Genomic DNA, 17898 nt, shown 5'->3' on the forward strand with positions numbered 1-17898 from the left:
TCGGGGTTTCAATCTTTGAGGCCGCGCTTCACGGTTGGGCGCGGGCGGCCAGTCTCAAATTCGGCGCCAACTTTGATCGCGCAACTGTTCACTATTCACTGTTAACTGTTCACTGGCTTCAGCCTTTCTTCCCACCTCCCCGTTTCCACCAACTCCAGAAACTCATCCCCCAGCCGCTCACTCTCTGCCATGGCTTTGCGCCAGCTGGCTTCGCGGGCGGTGTCGTCGTTGAGGAATTGTTTGAAATCACGGCGGTCGGGGAGTTTGCCGTTGGGCAGGGCCTGCAGGAACTCGGTGGAGGGGGACACCAGCAGGGTGCGGCTGAGTTTTTGTGGGTCTCCGTTGCGCCAGCGCAGAGGCTTGTCGAACCAGCCAGGAATCACCCGGTCGGTGAAGTGCGGATACAGCACAATGCCTTCACTGCGGTAGGGCAGATCCAGATGGTAATCGAGCAGGCCGCCGTCGCGGTATACCCCCTGCGGCGCGCCGGCAAGATCAGTGACCCCCGCCAGCACCATGGGAATCGCAGCACTGGCCAGCAAGGCAGAGCGCAGGTTGCTGGCGTCCAGCGGGATATGGTGGGTGGTGAAATCGTTGAGCTCATGCAACGGCAGTGCATGGTCTGCGGAATAGACCAACCCTCGTTCCATGAACAGGCCAGAGGCCTGGCGACTGAACAGATTGGAACCGATCAGGGCCGCCAGGCCCGCACCCAGCCCCCAGCTATCCTCCCGCGCCATCAGGCCCCGGCTACGCACCACCACGATGGCGAGACGGTAATCAGAATGGCCGAGAATATGGGCATCACCGTCGCCAATCAGTTCGGAGAGCATCAGGGCACACTGGTCGGAAATCTGCGCCGGGCTTTCGCTACCGTCATAACGCTGACGGGTATAGATCTCTGCCAGCTTGTGCAGACCCGCCACCGGATCCGCTGACCGGGTGATGGCGGCAAAGCGCCAACTGCCGATAGAGGCACCGATCAGGGTACGGGGGCGCGGGGCACGGGGCAGGAAGTCACCGAATATGGCACGATCAAGGCCGATGATGCCCAGCGCCTTCGGTCCGCCAGCCGCACCGGGGATGATATCCACATGCTCAGGCTGCAGCCCGTGCTCACGCAAATGCGCAATGGCGTCCCGGCCTGCACGAAGGGTCAACGCCGGCGCAGAGGTATGAATGGCAACCACCCTGCTCTCCCACTAATCAGTCAGGACAGGGATGGTAACGACTGGGCAGGTGATTTCAAAAGGCAGAGGCGTCGATTATCCGGCGTATAACGACTGAATGTAGCCTGGGCGGACCGCCAGACGCTCGACGCAGGAGGCCTGACGGTAAAGACAAACAGGCGTCCCGCTCACGCCGCTTTCAGGAAACGGCCCAGAGCGCGGGTAAATTCCACTGGCTGGCTCATCAGTGGCACATGACCGGAGCGAGGCAGCACCACATGCTCGGCACCGGCCAGGCGGGCGAATTGCGCCTGTCCCTCGGCAGGATAGAGCGGTGATAGCTCGCCGGTGAGCACCGTGGCCGGCACCGGAAAATCCCGGGCACTGTCCCGGTAATCATGGGCACCGTTCAGGTAGGCATTGAGATAGGCACGCAGATCGGCCACGTTGGTCACAGGCAACAGTCTGGCCCACATGCCCGCCCAGCGGGAGCTGGCTGCGAAGACCGTTTTCAGTCGAGGGTTACCGGAAATCTGGGCAAAGATATCCACCAACCCCTGCAGCACTTTTTCGCGCAAACCTACCGCCAGATTGGCCACCTCGCCATGGTCCGGCGCGCCATCCAGCAACAACAATAGATCGCGCAGCTGACTGAAGAAGTGCTCCTGCCTGGCACCAAAAAGACCATGGGCCCAGTCATCGCCATTATGAATACAGGGCGACTGATCCACATGCAGATAACGACTGATCGGAGAAAAGTCCCCGTGCGCCTGCCAGTGCAGGCTGGTCGTCCCGCCGAGGGAATACCCCACCAGATAGCAGTCTTGTAGCCCGAAGTAGTGCACCAGATCTTCCATGTCTTCCATATGGTTATGGAACACATCCGCCTGATTGAAACGGACCTTGCCGGATTGGCCCGCACCGCGCAGGTCGGGCAGGAAGAACTGGAATTGTCGGGCGAAGGGCAGCACAAAGGGGAGCCAGTCACGGCCCTGCATGCCCAGGCCGTGCAGCATCAGAACGGGCTGACCGCGCCCGATAGTCCTGACATGTAATGACTGGCCATCCCTGGCCGGAAAGAACGGCATCCTGCCCCCTTGTTATGTCTGTGGTTTTACTCGCCGTACAGGCACAGGTAAGCGGTATCGACTTCCACCTTAACCTGAAATTTGCTGTTGGCTTCCACTTCGAAGGACTCACCGGCGGCAAAGGTCTGCCAGTCGGTGGCACCCGGCAGCTTGATGATCAGGGCGCCGCTCACCACAGTCATGGTCTCGTGCTCGCTGGTACCGAACTCATAGTCGCCCGGCGCCATCACACCCACGGTGGCCGGCTTGGTTTCGGTTTGGAACGCGATGGATGCCACCTTGGCATCGAAGTATTCATTGACCTTGAACATGGTCGGGTCTCCGCAGGAACAAATTGGAGGCGCGAGTATGCCAAAAGCCGTGCCCGGACGCTCTTTTTTTTGGCCGCTCTGCGGCCGCACCACGCCTCATGCAACACGCGGCACGCAACCCCCTCGCTCCGTCAAAAAACCACCGGAACCGCAACATTAATGTAACGGCATACCCCATTTGGGGGAGGCCAAAAACTCCCCACACAAGCAAAATCACCCGGTACTGGGATTATTCGGGATCGACATCATGACAACACAATACCACCGCCTCCGGCCTCTGATGCTGGCGGGCACCCTCGCCCTTGCGCTGGGTTCCACCGGCTGCAGCAACATGAAAGCCGTCAGTGCCGCCAGCCAGGGGGATCTGGCGACCCTTCAGCAGCTTCATAACGAAGGCAAGAATATCCACGGCAAGGATCTGAAGATGACCACCGCCCTGTACCGGGCCGTGGAGGGCGATCAGACCAATATCGTTACCTTCCTGCTGGATAACGGTGCTGACATCAATGCCAGCAATGGCTTCAGCAAGCGCACCGCACTGATGACTGCGGTGGAGACGGAAAACGCCGCTATGCTGACACTGTTGCTGGAGCGCGGTGCCGATGTGAACCTGGCCGACCGCAAGGACAATACCCCGCTGACCCTGGCCGTGGATGCCGGCAACGGTGAGCTGGCCGCCCTGCTGCTCAACAAGGGAGCCGACCCCGATCATGCCGGCGAGAGCACCCTCACGCCGCTGATCACCAGTCTCAACAGCGACAACCTGGCCCTGGCCACCCTGCTGCTGGATGCCGGCGCCAACCCGGATCTGGTGGTCGATGAATCCGGTGTCGCCCCGATTCATGTGGCCTTCAACAAACAGAATCAGGCCATGATGGAATTACTGCTCGACCATGGGGCGGATCTGGAGCGAACCTTTGCGGGCAGCACCGTACTGATGAACGCGGTCACGCAAGGCAACACCTCACTGGCCGATGAACTCCTGAAGCGCGGCGCCAACCCATCCACGACGACCAACATCGGCACGCCTGCGCTCTTCTACGCACTCAAACTCAACCAGCGTGCGCTGGCGGCCCGCCTGCTGGACGCGGGCGCCGATGCCGACGCTACCCAACATATGCATTCCAGCAAGACGCTGCTCGAATGGGCCGTATCCGAAAGCAACCGGGATGCCGTCATGCTGCTGCTGGAACAGGGTGCCACCGTCACCGATAGCGCACTGCATTCCGCAATCACCAGCTCACAGGTTGATACCGCCCTTGTCGCCGCCCTGCTCGCCAGCGGCATTGCTCCCGATGGGGCACTGGAATTTCCCAACGTGGCCGCTGCCGCCAAGGCCAACAACCTGGACGTCCTGAACCTGTTGTTGGCAGCAGGTGCCAGCCCCTCACCGCTGGCGACAGCCCAGTTCGACCCGGCATTGATGTATCCCGCCGAGAGCGGCAATGTAGCCATGCTGGACGCACTGCTTGCCGCCGGCGCTGACCCCAACCAGTACAGTGCCAATGGCTTCGCCATTATTTATCAGGCGGCCTACAAGAATCAGCCAGAGATCATCAAGCGTCTTGCCGCCGCTGGCGCCGACCTCAACAGCAGGAGCGGAAAAGGCGGCTTCACCTCATTGATGACGGCTGCCGATAATGGTCAGAAGGATGCGATTCTGGCCTTGATCGGTGCGCAAGCGGAAATTAATGCCACCACTTCCGACGGCTACAGCGCGCTGTACTATGCCGCCGGCAGCAATCACCCGGATGTGGTCACCATGCTGATGGCCGCCGGTGCCAACCCGGAACTGGGTGCTGGCCGCTATCAATGGACTCCGGTGCACAAGGCCGCCCAGGAAGGCAATTACGAAGTCCTGGAAAACCTGCTCAAGTACGGCGCCAACGCCAACGCCCGCGATACCGATGGCGACACCCCCATGGATCTCGCCATGCGCAAGGGTTACGAGAAAACCCCTCAGGTGCTGGGCAGCTATGGCGGCAGGATCAACAACTACACGGCCCCCAAACAGAGTAGTGGAGACACCTTCGGCAAGGTGTTCGCCACCGCCGCCATCGCTGGCCTGGCCAGCTCCGCGGACATTCCCTCCTATGCCACAGCCGACATCATGAGCGCCACCGTAAAAGACATCTGGGTAGAGAACGGACAAGGCAACAACCTGGCGCAGATGCAGCAACAATATGCCCGCGGCAACTTCGAAATCCGCGATCCGCTGGTCAAGGAAGTGTTCAGCGCCTCCATTGAAGCGGAAAAGGAAACTGCCCGCCTCAAGCAGCAACTGGCCCGGGAGCAAGCCCAACAGCGCAAGCTTCAGCAGGAACAACGCCGTCAGCTGGAAGCCCAGCAAAAGGCTGCCAACGAGGAACAACGCCGTCGTCAGCAGGAGCTGGTGCGCCAGCAACAGGCCATGGCGGCGCAGCAGGCCCGCCAGCAGCAACTGCGTGAACAGCAACAGGCCGAGCGTGCGCGCCTGCAAGCCGCCCGCGCCAGCCAGGCCGCCGCGCCGGTACAGGTGGCCTACCGCAATGAACCTGCGGCCGCGGCCAGCGCGCCCCGCCGCGAGCCCAGCGCCCGCCAGGCCAGCATCCAGCGTGGCAACATGCAAGCCAGCGACAAGCTCAACTGCCCCAGCTGTAAAGGCACGCTCAAGCAGCGCAACGTCACCATCGGCGAATGCACCCTGGCCTCCATTACCGTGGCCTATGACGTAGGCGCGTTTTTTGGCGAGCCGATCGTGCGTGGCGACTACAAGTGGCAGGCGGCCAATGGCACCCCGGAAGACTGCCTGGATTCGTCCTTCGCCATCTGGCTGAAGATCCAGAACGGCGGCGCCCATGGCTACGTGAAAGTGGATCCGGTGGTGCCCAAGGCGGGCCAGGAAAGCTACTCCGGCACCGCCGGCAGCCCCAACTGGAACGAGTTCATCTGCGGCTTCAGTGGCAAGCAGAAGACCCAGTGCTTCGAAGAGGACGATGCCAAGACCTTGCTCAAGAAAGGCAGCATCACCAGCTTTACCTACTCAGTGCAGTAATCACCGGAAAAAAGAAACGGGCCCACAGGCCCGTTTTCTGTTTTCCGCACCGTCAGGCCGAGTCGCTTTCCAGCAGGCCCCATACTGCCTGGCGAACGGGAGTAGTTGCGAGTGACGAGAAGCGAGTTTCGAAAGGCAAAACCGGGACACGCGAAAGTTTTTTGATCTTCGCAACTCGAAACTCGCTTCTCGCAACGTTGCGTCCCCCTTCTCACCCAGTCCCCGCCATCGCATACTCGGTAAACCCCCATGCCACGGAGCAGGTCATGAGCAACCTCAACGATAACGGCGAACTGGTGGAATGCCCCAACCAGGCCGGCGCGTCTTGTCTGAAGGCGGTCGCCTCGCGCAAGAGCATTCTTGGCAGTGGTCTGCCGATCATTCGCCACCTGCCCAGCCGCGATCAACGTTTGATCGGCCCCTGGTGCTTCCTCGATCACATCGGCCCCACCTCGCTCAGCGAAGAGAATGCCGTGGATGTGGGCACCCACCCCCATACCGGCCTGCAGACAGTGACCTGGTTATTCGAGGGCGCCCTGCTGCACAAGGACAGCCTGGGTTACGAGCAGGTCATCAAACCCGGCCAGCTCAACCTGATGACCGCCGGCCATGGCATCTGTCATTCCGAGGAAAGTCCGCCGGGGTTCAGTGGCCCCATGCATGGCCTGCAATTCTGGATTGCCCTGCCCGGCGAGTACGAAGACATTCCCCCCGCCTTTGCCCACCACACTGACTTGCCTCGTTGGAAGCAGGACGGCATCCACCTCACCCTGGTGGTGGGCGAACTGGCTGGCAAACAGTCACCGGCAAAGGTGTTCTCTCCCCTGTTAGGCGCTGACATTGAGGCTCCTGATGGTGGCACACTCACTCTTCCGGTTCCCGCCGGCTTTGAACTGGGACTGTGCATCAACGAAGGCAGCGCCAATCTGGAAGGGCGCATGCTGGATGTAGGCGAGCTCTACTATCTGGGACAGGGCCGCGAACAGCTGACCCTGACACTGGAACCGGGCAGCCGGGTGATGCTGCTGGGCGGCGAACCGCTGCAGCAACCGGTACTGCTGTGGTGGAATTTTGTCGGCCGCGACCAGTCCCGCCTGGAGCAGGCCGTAGCCGACTGGGACCGCTGGCCCAACGACCGTTTCGGGGATGTGGCGGCCTATCAGGGCAAGCCGCTCAAGGCGCCCGCTCTGGACCCGAAGGTGCGATTGAAAGGGTGATGGGCGCCGGACGCCAGACGCTTTTCGCCTGCAGGCAGGCTCCCACAGGAGCCAGAACCAAGGCCCCTGTTTCAGATTTTGACCTTCCTTGCAGCTTGTAGCTTGAAACTCGTAGCTCGTAGCTGGTCACTATGAATAAGGCTGGCAGTAGATAGAAATCTGGTCGTCAGCGCTATCGAAGCGGGTGTAGGCAATGATCACATCATAACTGCGACCGCTGCTGACACTGCAGCTGACCGTATCGATCAGCACGCCCTGGGTGCTGTTGTTCACATCCACCTGCAAGGTAGTGCCCGTAGAAAGGGAGGTGTAGCTGCTGCCATCACCATACTCGAGACTGGAAGCCAGCTGCTGGCCACCGCCGGGCAGGGAGACCGAAAGCTCATCACCGGCCAGCCGGGACAGGGTATTGATAAAACGCACCCGGATCTGGCCACTGGCCACATCCACGTCCTGATAACGGAAGGTGCCAAGGCGCTGGTTACCCAGGGTGGTGTCGCCCATCAGCACCACAGTGTAGCGGCTGCCGGCCACCAGAGTGCGGTTCACCGGCCCGTTGATCAGGGTGCTGCCGGAGCTGGCGCCGCGCACATCAAAGGCAATACTTTCGCTGTCGTCATCCAGCTCCACACTGTCACTGCCAACACTGCCAGTCACGGTGTAGTCCACATCGCTGGCCAGCGGCGAACTCAGGTTGTCCACAAACAGGTCCACGCTGACATCGCTGCTGCTGCCGCCAGTGGTCTGGGTCATCTGGTTATGGAAATACAGCCGGGCGCTGTCAGCAGAAAACAGATCTTCGTCTTCGTCACAACCGAAGGCCGACAGGCCGGCGATGGACGCCGCCATGACCATGCGCAGAAATACCATGGTTAGTCACTCCCGGAGCTGGCCTCGCCGGGCTGCTCAGGCAGCGCGGCGGGTTCACTCTCGTTGAATTCACGGATAAAGATGCCCCAGAAGGCCACAAACAGGGCCGCCAGCAACGGTCCCAGCGCAAAGCCGGTGATGCCGAACATGGCCAGGCCGCCCAGGGTAGAAAACAGCACCACGTAATCCGGCAGCTTGGTATCGCGGCCAACCAGAATGGGCCGCAGAATATTATCTACCAGACCAATAATGAATATGCCGTAAAGCAACAGTACCGTCGCTTCTACCATATCACCCACGGCATACAGATAAACCGCCACCGGCAACCAGATCAGGCCAGCTCCTACCGCCGGAATCAGCGACAGCACCGCCATCACCACGCCCCACAGCATGGCGCCGGGGATATCCAGGATCCAGAAGATCAGACCACCCAGGGCACCCTGGGTGATCGCCACCAGCAGGTTGCCCTTGATGGTGGCACGGGTGACTTCGGCAAACTTGGCAAACAGCAGCTTTTCGCGCTCATCACCCAGCGGCAGGGCGCGGATCAGCATGGCGATCATGCTGTCACCATCGCGGATCAGGAAGAATGCCAGGTACAACATCAGGCCCAGATTGAGGAAAAACTGGAAGGTGTTCTGCCCCACCGCCAGCGCCCGCTTGGCCAGGAACTGACCAGCTCCGGTAAAGGCCTGTACCGCCTGGGACTTGACCCGGTCGAGATCAATATCAAAACGTTCCGCCAGGGACTGGATGCCCGGGAAGGCATGTTTGATCCTGTCCACGTAGTCGGCCAGGTTGATCTCGCCGCTCTGCACCTTCTGGAACAGCCCCACCCCTTCGGTCACGAAGGAGGTAGCCACAAACAGCACCGGGATGATCACCAGCACCACACACAGGGTCAGGGTGAGCAGGGCAACCAGATTGCGCCGCTCCGGCCAGCGCGCCAGCAGGCGCTTCTGAAACGGATAGAAAATCACACTAATGGCGCAGGCCCAGAACACCGGCGCCCAGAACGGCTGCAACAGCAGCGCAAAGACCAGGCTCACACCGATCAAGGCGAGCAAAAAGGCGCGCTGCTCCAGCACTTCCGACTTCCCTGTATTCATACGGTTTTCCTTCCCCTCACACCGCTGCCTTGATCACGGTACTGCCCAGATAAGCCATGTAGGCCACGTAAACAATCAGCAGGCCAATACCATTGCCCCGGGTTACCTGCCCCTTGCGACCCCACAGGCCGTAGCCCATCACGAACAGCACCAGGGTCAGGCCAGTCATCAATGACCAATCACGCCAGAGCACATCCTGCTCCACCGCCATGGGACTGATGGCACCGGCAATACCGACCACGCCCAGGGTATTGAACAGGTTCGAGCCTAGCACGTTGCCAAAAGCGATATCGTGCTCGTTCTTGCGCACCGCAGCGATGCTGGAGGCCAGCTCGGGAAGGGAGGTGCCAATAGCGACGATGGTCAGGCCAATGATCAGGTCACTAACACCGAGGGACTGGGCAATGAAAACCGCCCCCCAGACCAGCGCCCGGGAGCTGACCACCAACAGGATCAGACCCACCACCAGCCAGAACAGCGCCATCTTGAGAGGCAATGGATGCTCGGCGATTTCGGTTTCCACTTCACCGCCCAGCACGTCGCCCTTGCCTGTCATGCCGGCAAACACTGACCAGCCCATCAAGCCTGCCAGCAGCCCGATCAGGATCCAGGCATCCAGCCGGGAGATGTGGCCATCCAGCAACTGGTAACCGGACAGCAGTGTAATCAGCGTGAGTACCGGCAGCTCTTTGCGCAGTACCGCTGAATTGATCGCGATGGGGCTGATCACCGCCACCACGCCCAGGATCAGGGCAATGTTGGAGATGTTGGAGCCATAGGCATTACCCAGCGCCAGGGACGGATTGCCCTCCAGCGCCGCCAGCGCCGACACCACCATTTCCGGGGCGGAGGTACCGAAGCCGACAATCAGCATACCGATCAACAGTGGCGGCATGCCGGCATGGGCGGCGGTGCCGGCGGCTCCATCCACAAACTTGTCCGCACTCCACACCAGCAGAATCAACCCGCCAATCACGGCGGCAATGGCCAGCAACATCGGTACTCCTCAAGACTTTCAGGCTAATCAGGGTCAGGCGGGCACATTGTGGCAGAGAGGGGAGGCATAAGCATCAGCTACAAGCCTCGAGCTGCAAGCTACAAGGCGAGCAGGAACCGGGGAGGGGCGGATGAAGGAGGTTTCACGAGGTACGAGTTGCGAGTTTCGAAAAACAAAATCAGAACGATAAGCCTGTGCAGGCGGCGGGCAAATCCCTGGCATGATCTTGATCTTCGCAACTCGCTACTTTAAAAGCCCCTAAACCGCCACTCCCTGACGCGCCTTGATCCCGTACGCCAGGGTGTACAGCACCGGCACCACCACCAGCGTCAGAATCGTGGCGAAGCCAAGGCCAAACATGATCACCACCGCCATGGATTCAAAGAAGGCATCGAACAGCAAGGGCACCATCCCCAGTACCGTGGTGATCGCCGCCATACAGACCGGCCGCACCCGCGACACCGACGCATGCACAACGGCATCCAGTGGCTCCCGCTCGGCCATTTCCAGCTTGATCTGTTCCACCAGCACGATGCCATTCTTCACCAGCATCCCCGACAAACTCAGGAAGCCCAGTAGCGCCATGAAGCCAAAGGGAGCATTCAACAGCAACAGCCCCAGGGTGACACCGATGATGGCCAGCGGCACCGTGGCCCAGATCACCAGCGGCTGGCGCAGGGAATCGAACAGCAGCATGGTGATGATGAACATGAACAGGTACCCCAATGGCAGACTGCCGAACACAGCCGCCTGGGCATCCCGCGATGCCTCGTATTCACCGCCCCAAGTGAGGGCATAGCCGGGCGGCAGATCCAGCGCCTCAATCTGCGGGCGGATGCGACGCAGGACATGGTCGGCGGTTTCATCACCCAGCACATCCGGTTCCGCCTGCACGGTGAGGGTCCGCTTGCGGTCCCGGCGCATGATCAGCGCGTTTTCCCATTCCGTGGAAAAGTCCGACACCACCTGGCTAATGGGAATGAAGGTGGCATACACCGGCGACCACACCTGCACATCGTTAAGGTTATTGGCGCTGAGACGTTCTTCCGCCGGCGGGCGAGCCACGATCGGCAACAGCTTGCTGCCGTCCCGGTACAGGCCAACGGTCAGCCCACTGAAATTCAGCGCCAGTGTGTTATCGAGATCCTCACGACTAATGCCGGCACGGCGTGCCTGGGCTTCCTGAAACTGGGGGCGGATCACCTTTTCCTGTTGGCGCCAGTCATGACGGATACTTTCCAGCGCGCCGTCGGCCTCCATGATCGCCTGCGCCTGGAGCCCCAATTCGCGCAACACTGCGGGATCAGGACCACTGAAGCGGGCCTCGATGGACGCCGCCGGGCTGGGCCCGATCATCAGCCGTTTCACCTTCGCAAACGCCTGCAGGTGCTGCTCACCAATCAGGGTACGCGTCTCGGCCAGGGCCCCATTGATCTGCTCTCGATCCGCCACTTCCACAATCAGCTGAGCGTAGCTGGGATAACTCTTTTCCGGCGCGTAGGGCAGCATGAAGCGGTCCGCTCCCCGGCCAATCGTGGTGGTCACCTGCGTCACGCTATCCATCTCCAGCAGGGATGCTTCCAGTCGAGCCACCGATTCCCGGGTAGCGCGAATATCACTGCCCTGGGGCAGCCAGTAGTCCACCAGGTACATGGGCGTATTGGACGGGGGAAAGAAGGCCTGCTTGACGAAACCGAAGCCCAGCAGTGCCAACACCATCAACACCGCCATCGCCGACAATGTCAGCACCCGGTGATGAATGGCCCGATCCAGCATCTTTCGATAGAGCACAAAAATACGCCCCTTGTAGGGGTCATCCCCCTCACCATCACTGCCTCCGACATCCTTGTCGCTGAAGAACAGGTCGGCAAAGAACGGCACCAGAGTAATGGCGGTGATCCAGCTCAGCAGCAATGAGATGAGCAATACCCAGAACAGGCTGTTGGTGTATTCCCCGGTGGCATCATCGGAGAGGCCAATCGGCGCAAAGGCCATGATGGCAATCACGGTGGCTCCCAATAGCGGCCACACGGTCTGACGGACAATCTCCGCCGCGGCTTCCAGTTTGGAAAGGCCGCGCTTCATGCCGACAAGGATGCCCTCGGTCACCACGATGGCATTGTCGACCAGCATCCCCAGGGCGATGATCAACGCCCCCAGGGAAATACGCTGCAGGTCGATGGCCATCACCTTCATCAGGATGAAGGTGCCGAGAATGGTGAGCAGCAACACGCCCCCCATCAGCACCCCGGAGCGCACCCCCATGAACACCAGCAGCACGGCAATCACGATGGCAATGGCTTCACCCAGGTTGAGCATGAAGGCACTGACCGAGTTGTCCACCTCGTTGGGCTGGTTGTAGACCGTAGCCAGCTGCATGCCCACCGGGCGCTGGTATTCCAGTTCATCCAGACGCCGATCCACCAGCGCCCCCACATCCACCACATTCACCCCGGAAGCAAACGACACCCCCAGGGTGAGCGCCGGCCCACCATTGAAGCGGTAAAGGTGCGCCGGGATTTCCGCATAGCCGCGTTCGATGCTGGCCACGTCACGCAGGTAGACCAGCTCGTCAGCACCGGGATCGGAAATCAACAGGTTGCCCATGGCCTGCACGGTGGGAAATTCACCGGTGGGATAGATGCGGATGTATTCATCACCCACGCGCACCTTGCCTGCCGGGTTCACCGTGTTCTGGGTCTGCAGCAGGGAAAAGATCCGTTCCGGACTGATGCCCAGGGACGCCAGCCGGGTGCGGGAAATTTCCACCAGCACCTGTTCCTGACGCTGGCCACTCACCACCACCTTGCCGACGCCTTTAACCAGCACCAGTTCACGACGCAGGAAATCCGCGTAATCCTGCATGTCTTCGTAGCTGTAACCATCGCCGGTGATGGCCAGAAGGATGCCGTAGACATCACCGAAGTCATCAATCACCTGGATGGTGCCAGCCCCCGGCGGCAACTGCTCCTGCAAGTCCGTCATCTTGTGGCGCAGCTCATCCCAGATCTGTTTGAGCTGGCTGGCCCGGTACTCCGGCTTCATTTCCACCTGCACCTGGGACAGGCCACTGCTGGAAATGGAGGTCACAGTTTTCACATAGGGCAGGCTCTGGATCGCCTCTTCCACCGGCAGGGTCACTTCCTCTTCCACCTGCCGCGGCGAGGCCCCCGGGTACTGGCTGATGACCATGGCAATCTTGAGGGTGAACTCGGGATCTTCCAGCTGCCCCAGACGGGTAAAGCTCACCGCCCCGCCCACCAGCAATACCAGCGTCAGCAGCCAGCTCACCACCTTGTGGCGAATGCTGTATTCCGCAATATTCATGGCTTACAGGCCTCGCTCTTTGACCATCTCGCGGACCTGTTGGCCTTCCTTCAGGTGGTGCACCCCGGCACTGACAATGCGATCACCGGCATCCAGGCCCGCGGTGATTTCCACCCCGTCACCGATCACCTGGCCGATGCTGACCTGCACCGCCGTGACGGTGCTGTCCTCCGGCTGAAAACGCCATACCCAGGCCCCCTCGTCATCGTCCTTGTTGAACACGGCCTCCACGGGTACCTGCGGAAAAGAGCTGGCCTTGCGCATGATCTGGCTCAGGTCGATCGCCACATCCACGCTCATCCCCGGCAGCACAAAAATGCCCTCCGGGTTGGGCATGGTCAGGGTAATGATGTAGGTCTGGGTGCGATCATCCGCACTGGCCTCATGCTCCTTGTAGCGGGCCTTGAACACCCTGTCCGGCGCCCCTTCGAAACGCAGCTCCGGTTGATAGTCGTCGCCGTCTTCACGCAGGTTGGTAAAGAAGCGTTCCGAGACCGCGAACTCGATATCAATATCCTTGTTGCCCTGCAGATAAAGAATCGGCTCCTTGGCCTGCACAAACTGGTAGTTTTCCACATAGGTGCGCGCCACGGTGCCGGTATAAGGCGCCTTTAGGCGGGTGTAGTTGACGTTGTCCCGGGCCAGACTGAGCGCCGCCTGGGCCTGCCTCCGCTTGGCCTTCAGCTCGTCAAACTGGGATTCGGAAATCACCCCGCGTTCATGCAGGCTGATACTGCGCAGGTACTGGCTGTTGGCCAGATCATACTGGGCCTGGCGATCGGCCAGCTGGTTGCGAAAATCGGCCGGATCCAGTGCCGCCAGCAACTGCCCCTTCTTCACTTCTTCACCGGCACGCACCGGCAATTGTTCCAGTTGTCCGGACACCCGGAACGCCAGCTCCGACCCCTCGGTAGCCACCACCTTGCCCGGGTAATGGCGCAGGCGCCCTTCCGCCATACTGTCCACGGTGAAGAGTTTCACCGGCTGCGCCAGCGGCGCCTCTTTCTGCGGCGAATCACCACAGCCCCATAATGCCAACGACAGGCCAAGCACTGCCCAGATACGTTGCATCTCGCTCTCCCAAACTGAATACGCAACCGGATACTGAAACGCCACTCGCAAACCACGAGTGAAAACGTTCCACAAAGGCCTCATTGTCGCCCGCAATAACGCGGATGTCTTTGTTTACTCGGGACACTCGTCCAAACATACACCGGAAAGGTCGCAAATGGCACCAACCGGTGACATGCCGTTACCGACATAACACCGCCGTTACCCTGGACCGCCTCCGGCAAGCACATGGCAAGCGCCCACCGGCTCCTGAGCAGATGACCGGCGGCAGGCCTGTCTTCAACAGACCGAATCTCCCCGTCAGACAAGCTCAAAGGGGTTTGTTGCTGCGAAGTATGAAGCAGCCGCAGAGCGGCCCAAAAAAAAGGCCGACATGGGTGTCGGCCAAGGGGAAGTTACGAACCCGGCACCGGGGGAGTGGCGGGCTCTGTGCCGGGAGGTGGGCTCCCGACGACAAAACAATGATAGCCCCGACCTATTCACCAATGAATTCGAATTGCCCTATTCGATCAATTAGCTTTTCCTATCCACCTGCAAGACCAGCAGACACAGGTCAGGAAACCGTAAAGTTGTCCGATTTGGCGCTTTACAGTCTCTTCTTCCCCTCGGCATGATTCAGAAACACTCAACCCGGTTTTGTGACCTGACAATCCACCAGAGGATCCCCATGTCCAGCGATACCCACGATGCGCCCTACTCCCACCATGAGGAATGGCTTAACGGCCTGACCCACGGTATTGGTGCAGCGCTCAGCATCGTCGGCACCATCGTGCTTATCGTGGCGGCCAGCCTGCAGGGTGACCCCTGGAAAATTGTCGGCTTCAGCATTTTTGGCGCCAGCCTGATCCTGCTTTACAGCGCCAGCACGCTTTACCACAGCAGCCGCAGCCCGAAACTGCGCGCCGCCTTCAAGATGCTCGATCACTGCGCCATCTACGGGCTGATCGCCGGTACCTATACCCCCTTCCTGCTGGTGAACCTGCGCGGTCAGACCGGGTGGATCATGTTTGCGGTGATCTGGGCCCTGGCGGTGACCGGCATCGCCCTGAAGGCCCTTTACGGGCACCGTTTCAAACTGCTGCGGGTAGGGATTTATCTGGCCATGGGCTGGCTGATCCTGTTTGCCTCCGGGGAACTGACCAGCAAGCTCAATGACACCGGTTTCTGGCTGGTGCTGGCCGGCGGTATCACCTACACCGTGGGGGTGGTGTTCTATCTCGCCGACCGCATCATCCCCTTCAACCATGCTATCTGGCACCTGTTCGTGGTGGGCGGCAGCGTCTGCCACTTCTACGCCATGTACTACGGGGTACTGCCGTTCACGGCACCGGTGGTGTGAATTTAGCGCCCGATGCTTTTTTGCATCGGAAAAACTCGCTATACCCCGCTGTAGGAGCTTGCCTGCAAGCGATCCGAGCCTTGGCGAGGTGATAATAGTTTCGAGTGACGAGTAGCGAGTTTCGAAAGGCAAAACCCCAAACCTCGTGCTTGATTGTTGTCTTTTGGTTTTTGAAACTCGCTTCTGGAATCCTTACCTCGCTCAGGCTCGGATCGCTTGCAGGCAAGCTCCTACAGCAGCTCTGGAACACCCGCCCTGTCGCATACCCCCCTTGCCAGATCCCTCCCAACAATATACATTATTGAATTATGAATAATGTAGCCACACCCCAAACCGTATTCCCGGACGCTGACAGCCTGCGCGACAACGCCAGTGAAGCCAGCCAGATGCTCAAGGCCCTGTCACACCCAGACCGCCTGATGCTGCTGTGTCAGCTGGCCGATGGCGAGGAGCGCAGCGTCAGTGAGCTTGAAGAACTGGCCGAGCTGCATCAGCCCTCCCTGTCCCAGCAGATTGGCGTGTTGCGCCGGGAAGGTCTGATTGAGGGCCGCCGGGATGGCAAGCACATGTTCTATCGTGTGGCCGACCCCCGTGCGCTGGCCATTCTGCAAACCCTGTACGAACAATTTTGTGGAGCATCCGAATGACCATCGACTGGAATGCCTTTACGCCTTGGGCGTCCCTTGCCGGCGGCGCACTGATCGGCCTCGCCGCCCTGTGGTTGTTGCATGCCAATGGCCGCATTGCCGGCATCAGCGGCATCGTCGGCGGCCTGCTGCGTCCGGCACCACTGGACCGTGGCTGGCGCATTGCCTTTATCCTCGGCATGCTCATCGCCCCCACCGCCTGGGCACTGGTAGGCACCCTGCCGCCGATGATCATTGATGCCGACTTCCCGCTGCTGATCGTGGCAGGCCTGGTAGTGGGTATCAGCACCCGCTATGGCTCCGGCTGCACCAGCGGCCATGGTGTGTGTGGCATGTCGCGCCTGTCCCCCCGTTCACTGGTGGCCACCGGTGCCTTCATGGCCAGCGGCTTTATTACCGTTTTCGTAATCCGTCATCTGCTGGGAGGTGCCTGATGCATCGCAGCCATATTACTGCTTTCGTTGCCGGGCTGATTTTCGGTCTCGGTCTGCTGCTGGCCGGCATGGCCAACCCGGCCAAGGTACTCGCCTTCCTGGATATCGCTGGCAACTGGGATCCGTCCCTGGCGCTGGTGATGGGGGGGGCCATCCCGGTATCCGCCATCGGCTTCTATCTGACCCGCCACCGCAGTGGCCCGGTATTCGGTGCCAGCTTCCAGCTGCCAACCAACACCCAGCTGGACAAGCGTCTGATACTCGGCGCCCTGGGCTTCGGGGTGGGTTGGGGTCTGGCCGGCTTCTGTCCTGGCCCGGCACTGGTGGCACTCGGCACCGGCAGCCTCAAGGCCATCGTCTTCGTCGCCGCCATGCTCAGCGGGATGGTGATCTTTGAAATGATGGAAAAGCGCAAGAGCGCGTAACAGCTACAAGCTTCAAGCCGCAAGCTACAAGGCGCGGACAAGGCATGAAGGTTTTGAAAGGCCATGCCCGCGCCCACCCCTCGAATCGCGGCCGTTAAGCTTTCCGCATTCGCTCACACATGTCGCGTTGTAGCTTGTGGCAGGGATTCCAGAAGCGAGTGACGAGTACCGAGTTTCGAAAATCCAAAGCCCTGGCTCAGCTTAAGACTTGCTGTTTTACCTTTCGAAACTCGTTACTCGCAACTCGAAGCTGATCACCTCGCTTGGGCTCGGATCGCTTGCAGGCAAGCTCCTACAGCAGGGTCACAGGGGGGAGGCATGCGACAAACCGCCGCCGCCCTGTCGTCAGGCATCCGGCATCAAGCGTTCAGGAGCTTCTCAATATCCTTGCGGATCGCTTCCGGCTTGTCGGTGGGGGCGTAGCGTTTTACTACCTTGCCGTCCTTGTTGACCAGAAACTTGGTGAAGTTCCACTTGATGCCCTTGCTGCCCAGCACGCCCGGCGCTTCCTTCTTCAGGAAGTCGTAAAGCGGGTGGGCGTTGTCGCCATTCACGTCGATCTTGTCGAACATGGTGAAGCTGACACCGTAGTTCTTCTCGCAGAAGGCGCCGATCTCATCGGCGGCACCGGGCTCCTGCTTGCCGAACTGGTTGCAGGGGAAGCCGAGGATTTCCAGCCCCTTGTCCTTGAGGTCGTCATACAACCCTTCAAGGCCCTTGTACTGCGGCGTGAAACCACACTTGCTGGCGGTGTTCACGATCAACATGACCTTGCCCTTGAATTCAGCCAGGCTCTTTTCATCGCCGCTCAGGGTGGTGGCGGAAAAATCGTAGATCCCCATTGTCACTCCATGTCGTTA

The 17898-nt window shown here is 60.2% G+C and carries 15 protein-coding genes; 6 read left to right on the top strand and 9 right to left on the bottom strand.

Going from position 1 to position 17898, the window contains the following annotated elements; all coding sequences use genetic code 11:
* Window positions 1-101: 101 nt before the first annotated feature.
* The 3 genes from MWU49_RS11325 to MWU49_RS11335 all read right to left on the bottom strand — a co-directional run bounded on the left by MWU49_RS11325 (window position 102) and on the right by MWU49_RS11335 (window position 2568).
* Window positions 102-1190 (bottom strand): patatin-like phospholipase family protein, encoded by a 1089-nt coding sequence (locus MWU49_RS11325; RefSeq protein WP_246972225.1) that lies wholly within the window; start codon window positions 1188-1190, stop codon window positions 102-104.
* 167 nt (window positions 1191-1357) lie between these two features.
* On the bottom strand, window positions 1358-2257 hold the full coding sequence (locus MWU49_RS11330) for an alpha/beta hydrolase (RefSeq protein WP_246972228.1): 900 nt from the start codon (window positions 2255-2257) through the stop codon (window positions 1358-1360).
* Window positions 2258-2283: 26 nt separating this feature from the next.
* Window positions 2284-2568, bottom strand: coding sequence for a pyrimidine/purine nucleoside phosphorylase (locus MWU49_RS11335; protein ID WP_246972232.1), 285 nt, complete (start codon window positions 2566-2568; stop codon window positions 2284-2286).
* Between the two features lie 247 nt (window positions 2569-2815).
* On the opposite strand from MWU49_RS11335, the gene MWU49_RS11340 reads away from it, so the two are divergent.
* A complete protein-coding gene (locus tag MWU49_RS11340) occupies window positions 2816-5602 on the top strand; it encodes an ankyrin repeat domain-containing protein (RefSeq protein ID WP_246972235.1) in 2787 nt (928 codons plus the stop codon).
* Between the two features lie 266 nt (window positions 5603-5868).
* Complete coding sequence (locus MWU49_RS11345; protein ID WP_246972246.1) at window positions 5869-6819, top strand: pirin family protein; 951 nt, start codon at window positions 5869-5871, stop codon at window positions 6817-6819.
* Between the two features lie 129 nt (window positions 6820-6948).
* Here MWU49_RS11345 and MWU49_RS11350 read toward each other — a convergent pair whose 3' ends face one another.
* The 5 genes from MWU49_RS11350 to MWU49_RS11370 form a co-directional block, all read right to left on the bottom strand.
* Window positions 6949-7689, bottom strand: a complete 741-nt coding sequence (locus MWU49_RS11350) for a DUF4397 domain-containing protein (RefSeq protein ID WP_246972249.1) — start codon at window positions 7687-7689, stop codon at window positions 6949-6951.
* Between the two features lie 2 nt (window positions 7690-7691).
* Window positions 7692-8798: an AI-2E family transporter gene (locus tag MWU49_RS11355; protein ID WP_246972251.1), complete on the bottom strand. Its 1107-nt coding sequence runs from the start codon at window positions 8796-8798 to the stop codon at window positions 7692-7694.
* 16 nt (window positions 8799-8814) lie between these two features.
* A complete protein-coding gene (locus MWU49_RS11360) occupies window positions 8815-9795 on the bottom strand; it encodes a calcium/sodium antiporter (protein WP_246972253.1) in 981 nt (326 codons plus the stop codon).
* Window positions 9796-10053: 258 nt separating this feature from the next.
* Window positions 10054-13122, bottom strand: a complete 3069-nt coding sequence (locus MWU49_RS11365; RefSeq protein WP_246972255.1) for an efflux RND transporter permease subunit — start codon at window positions 13120-13122, stop codon at window positions 10054-10056.
* Window positions 13123-13125: 3 nt separating this feature from the next.
* Complete coding sequence (locus MWU49_RS11370) at window positions 13126-14193, bottom strand: efflux RND transporter periplasmic adaptor subunit (RefSeq protein WP_246972257.1); 1068 nt, start codon at window positions 14191-14193, stop codon at window positions 13126-13128.
* A gap of 667 nt (window positions 14194-14860) precedes the next feature.
* Here MWU49_RS11370 and MWU49_RS11375 point away from each other — a divergent pair.
* The 4 genes from MWU49_RS11375 (at window position 14861) to MWU49_RS11390 (ending at window position 17038) form a co-directional block, all read left to right on the top strand.
* Window positions 14861-15532, top strand: coding sequence for a hemolysin III family protein (locus tag MWU49_RS11375; RefSeq protein WP_246972259.1), 672 nt, complete (start codon window positions 14861-14863; stop codon window positions 15530-15532).
* A gap of 308 nt (window positions 15533-15840) precedes the next feature.
* The gene (locus MWU49_RS11380; protein WP_246972262.1) at window positions 15841-16179 is read left to right on the top strand and encodes a metalloregulator ArsR/SmtB family transcription factor; all 339 of its coding nucleotides are present in this window, start codon (window positions 15841-15843) and stop codon (window positions 16177-16179) included.
* Entirely contained in the window at window positions 16176-16613 is a 438-nt protein-coding gene (locus MWU49_RS11385) for a YeeE/YedE family protein (protein ID WP_246972264.1), read from the top strand. Before MWU49_RS11380 ends, MWU49_RS11385 begins: the two co-directional genes overlap by 4 nt.
* On the top strand, window positions 16613-17038 hold the full coding sequence (locus MWU49_RS11390) for a DUF6691 family protein (protein WP_246972266.1): 426 nt from the start codon (window positions 16613-16615) through the stop codon (window positions 17036-17038). The genes MWU49_RS11385 and MWU49_RS11390 overlap by 1 nt, the downstream gene beginning before the upstream one ends.
* A gap of 359 nt (window positions 17039-17397) precedes the next feature.
* On the opposite strand, the gene MWU49_RS11395 is transcribed toward MWU49_RS11390, so the two are convergent.
* Window positions 17398-17880 (bottom strand): glutathione peroxidase, encoded by a 483-nt coding sequence (locus tag MWU49_RS11395; protein ID WP_246972267.1) that lies wholly within the window; start codon window positions 17878-17880, stop codon window positions 17398-17400.
* Between the last annotated feature and the right edge of the window lie 18 nt (window positions 17881-17898).

Source organism: Alcanivorax sp. S6407, assembly GCF_023016115.1.
In the GTDB taxonomy this organism is placed as follows: Bacteria; Pseudomonadota; Gammaproteobacteria; order Pseudomonadales; family Alcanivoracaceae; genus Alcanivorax.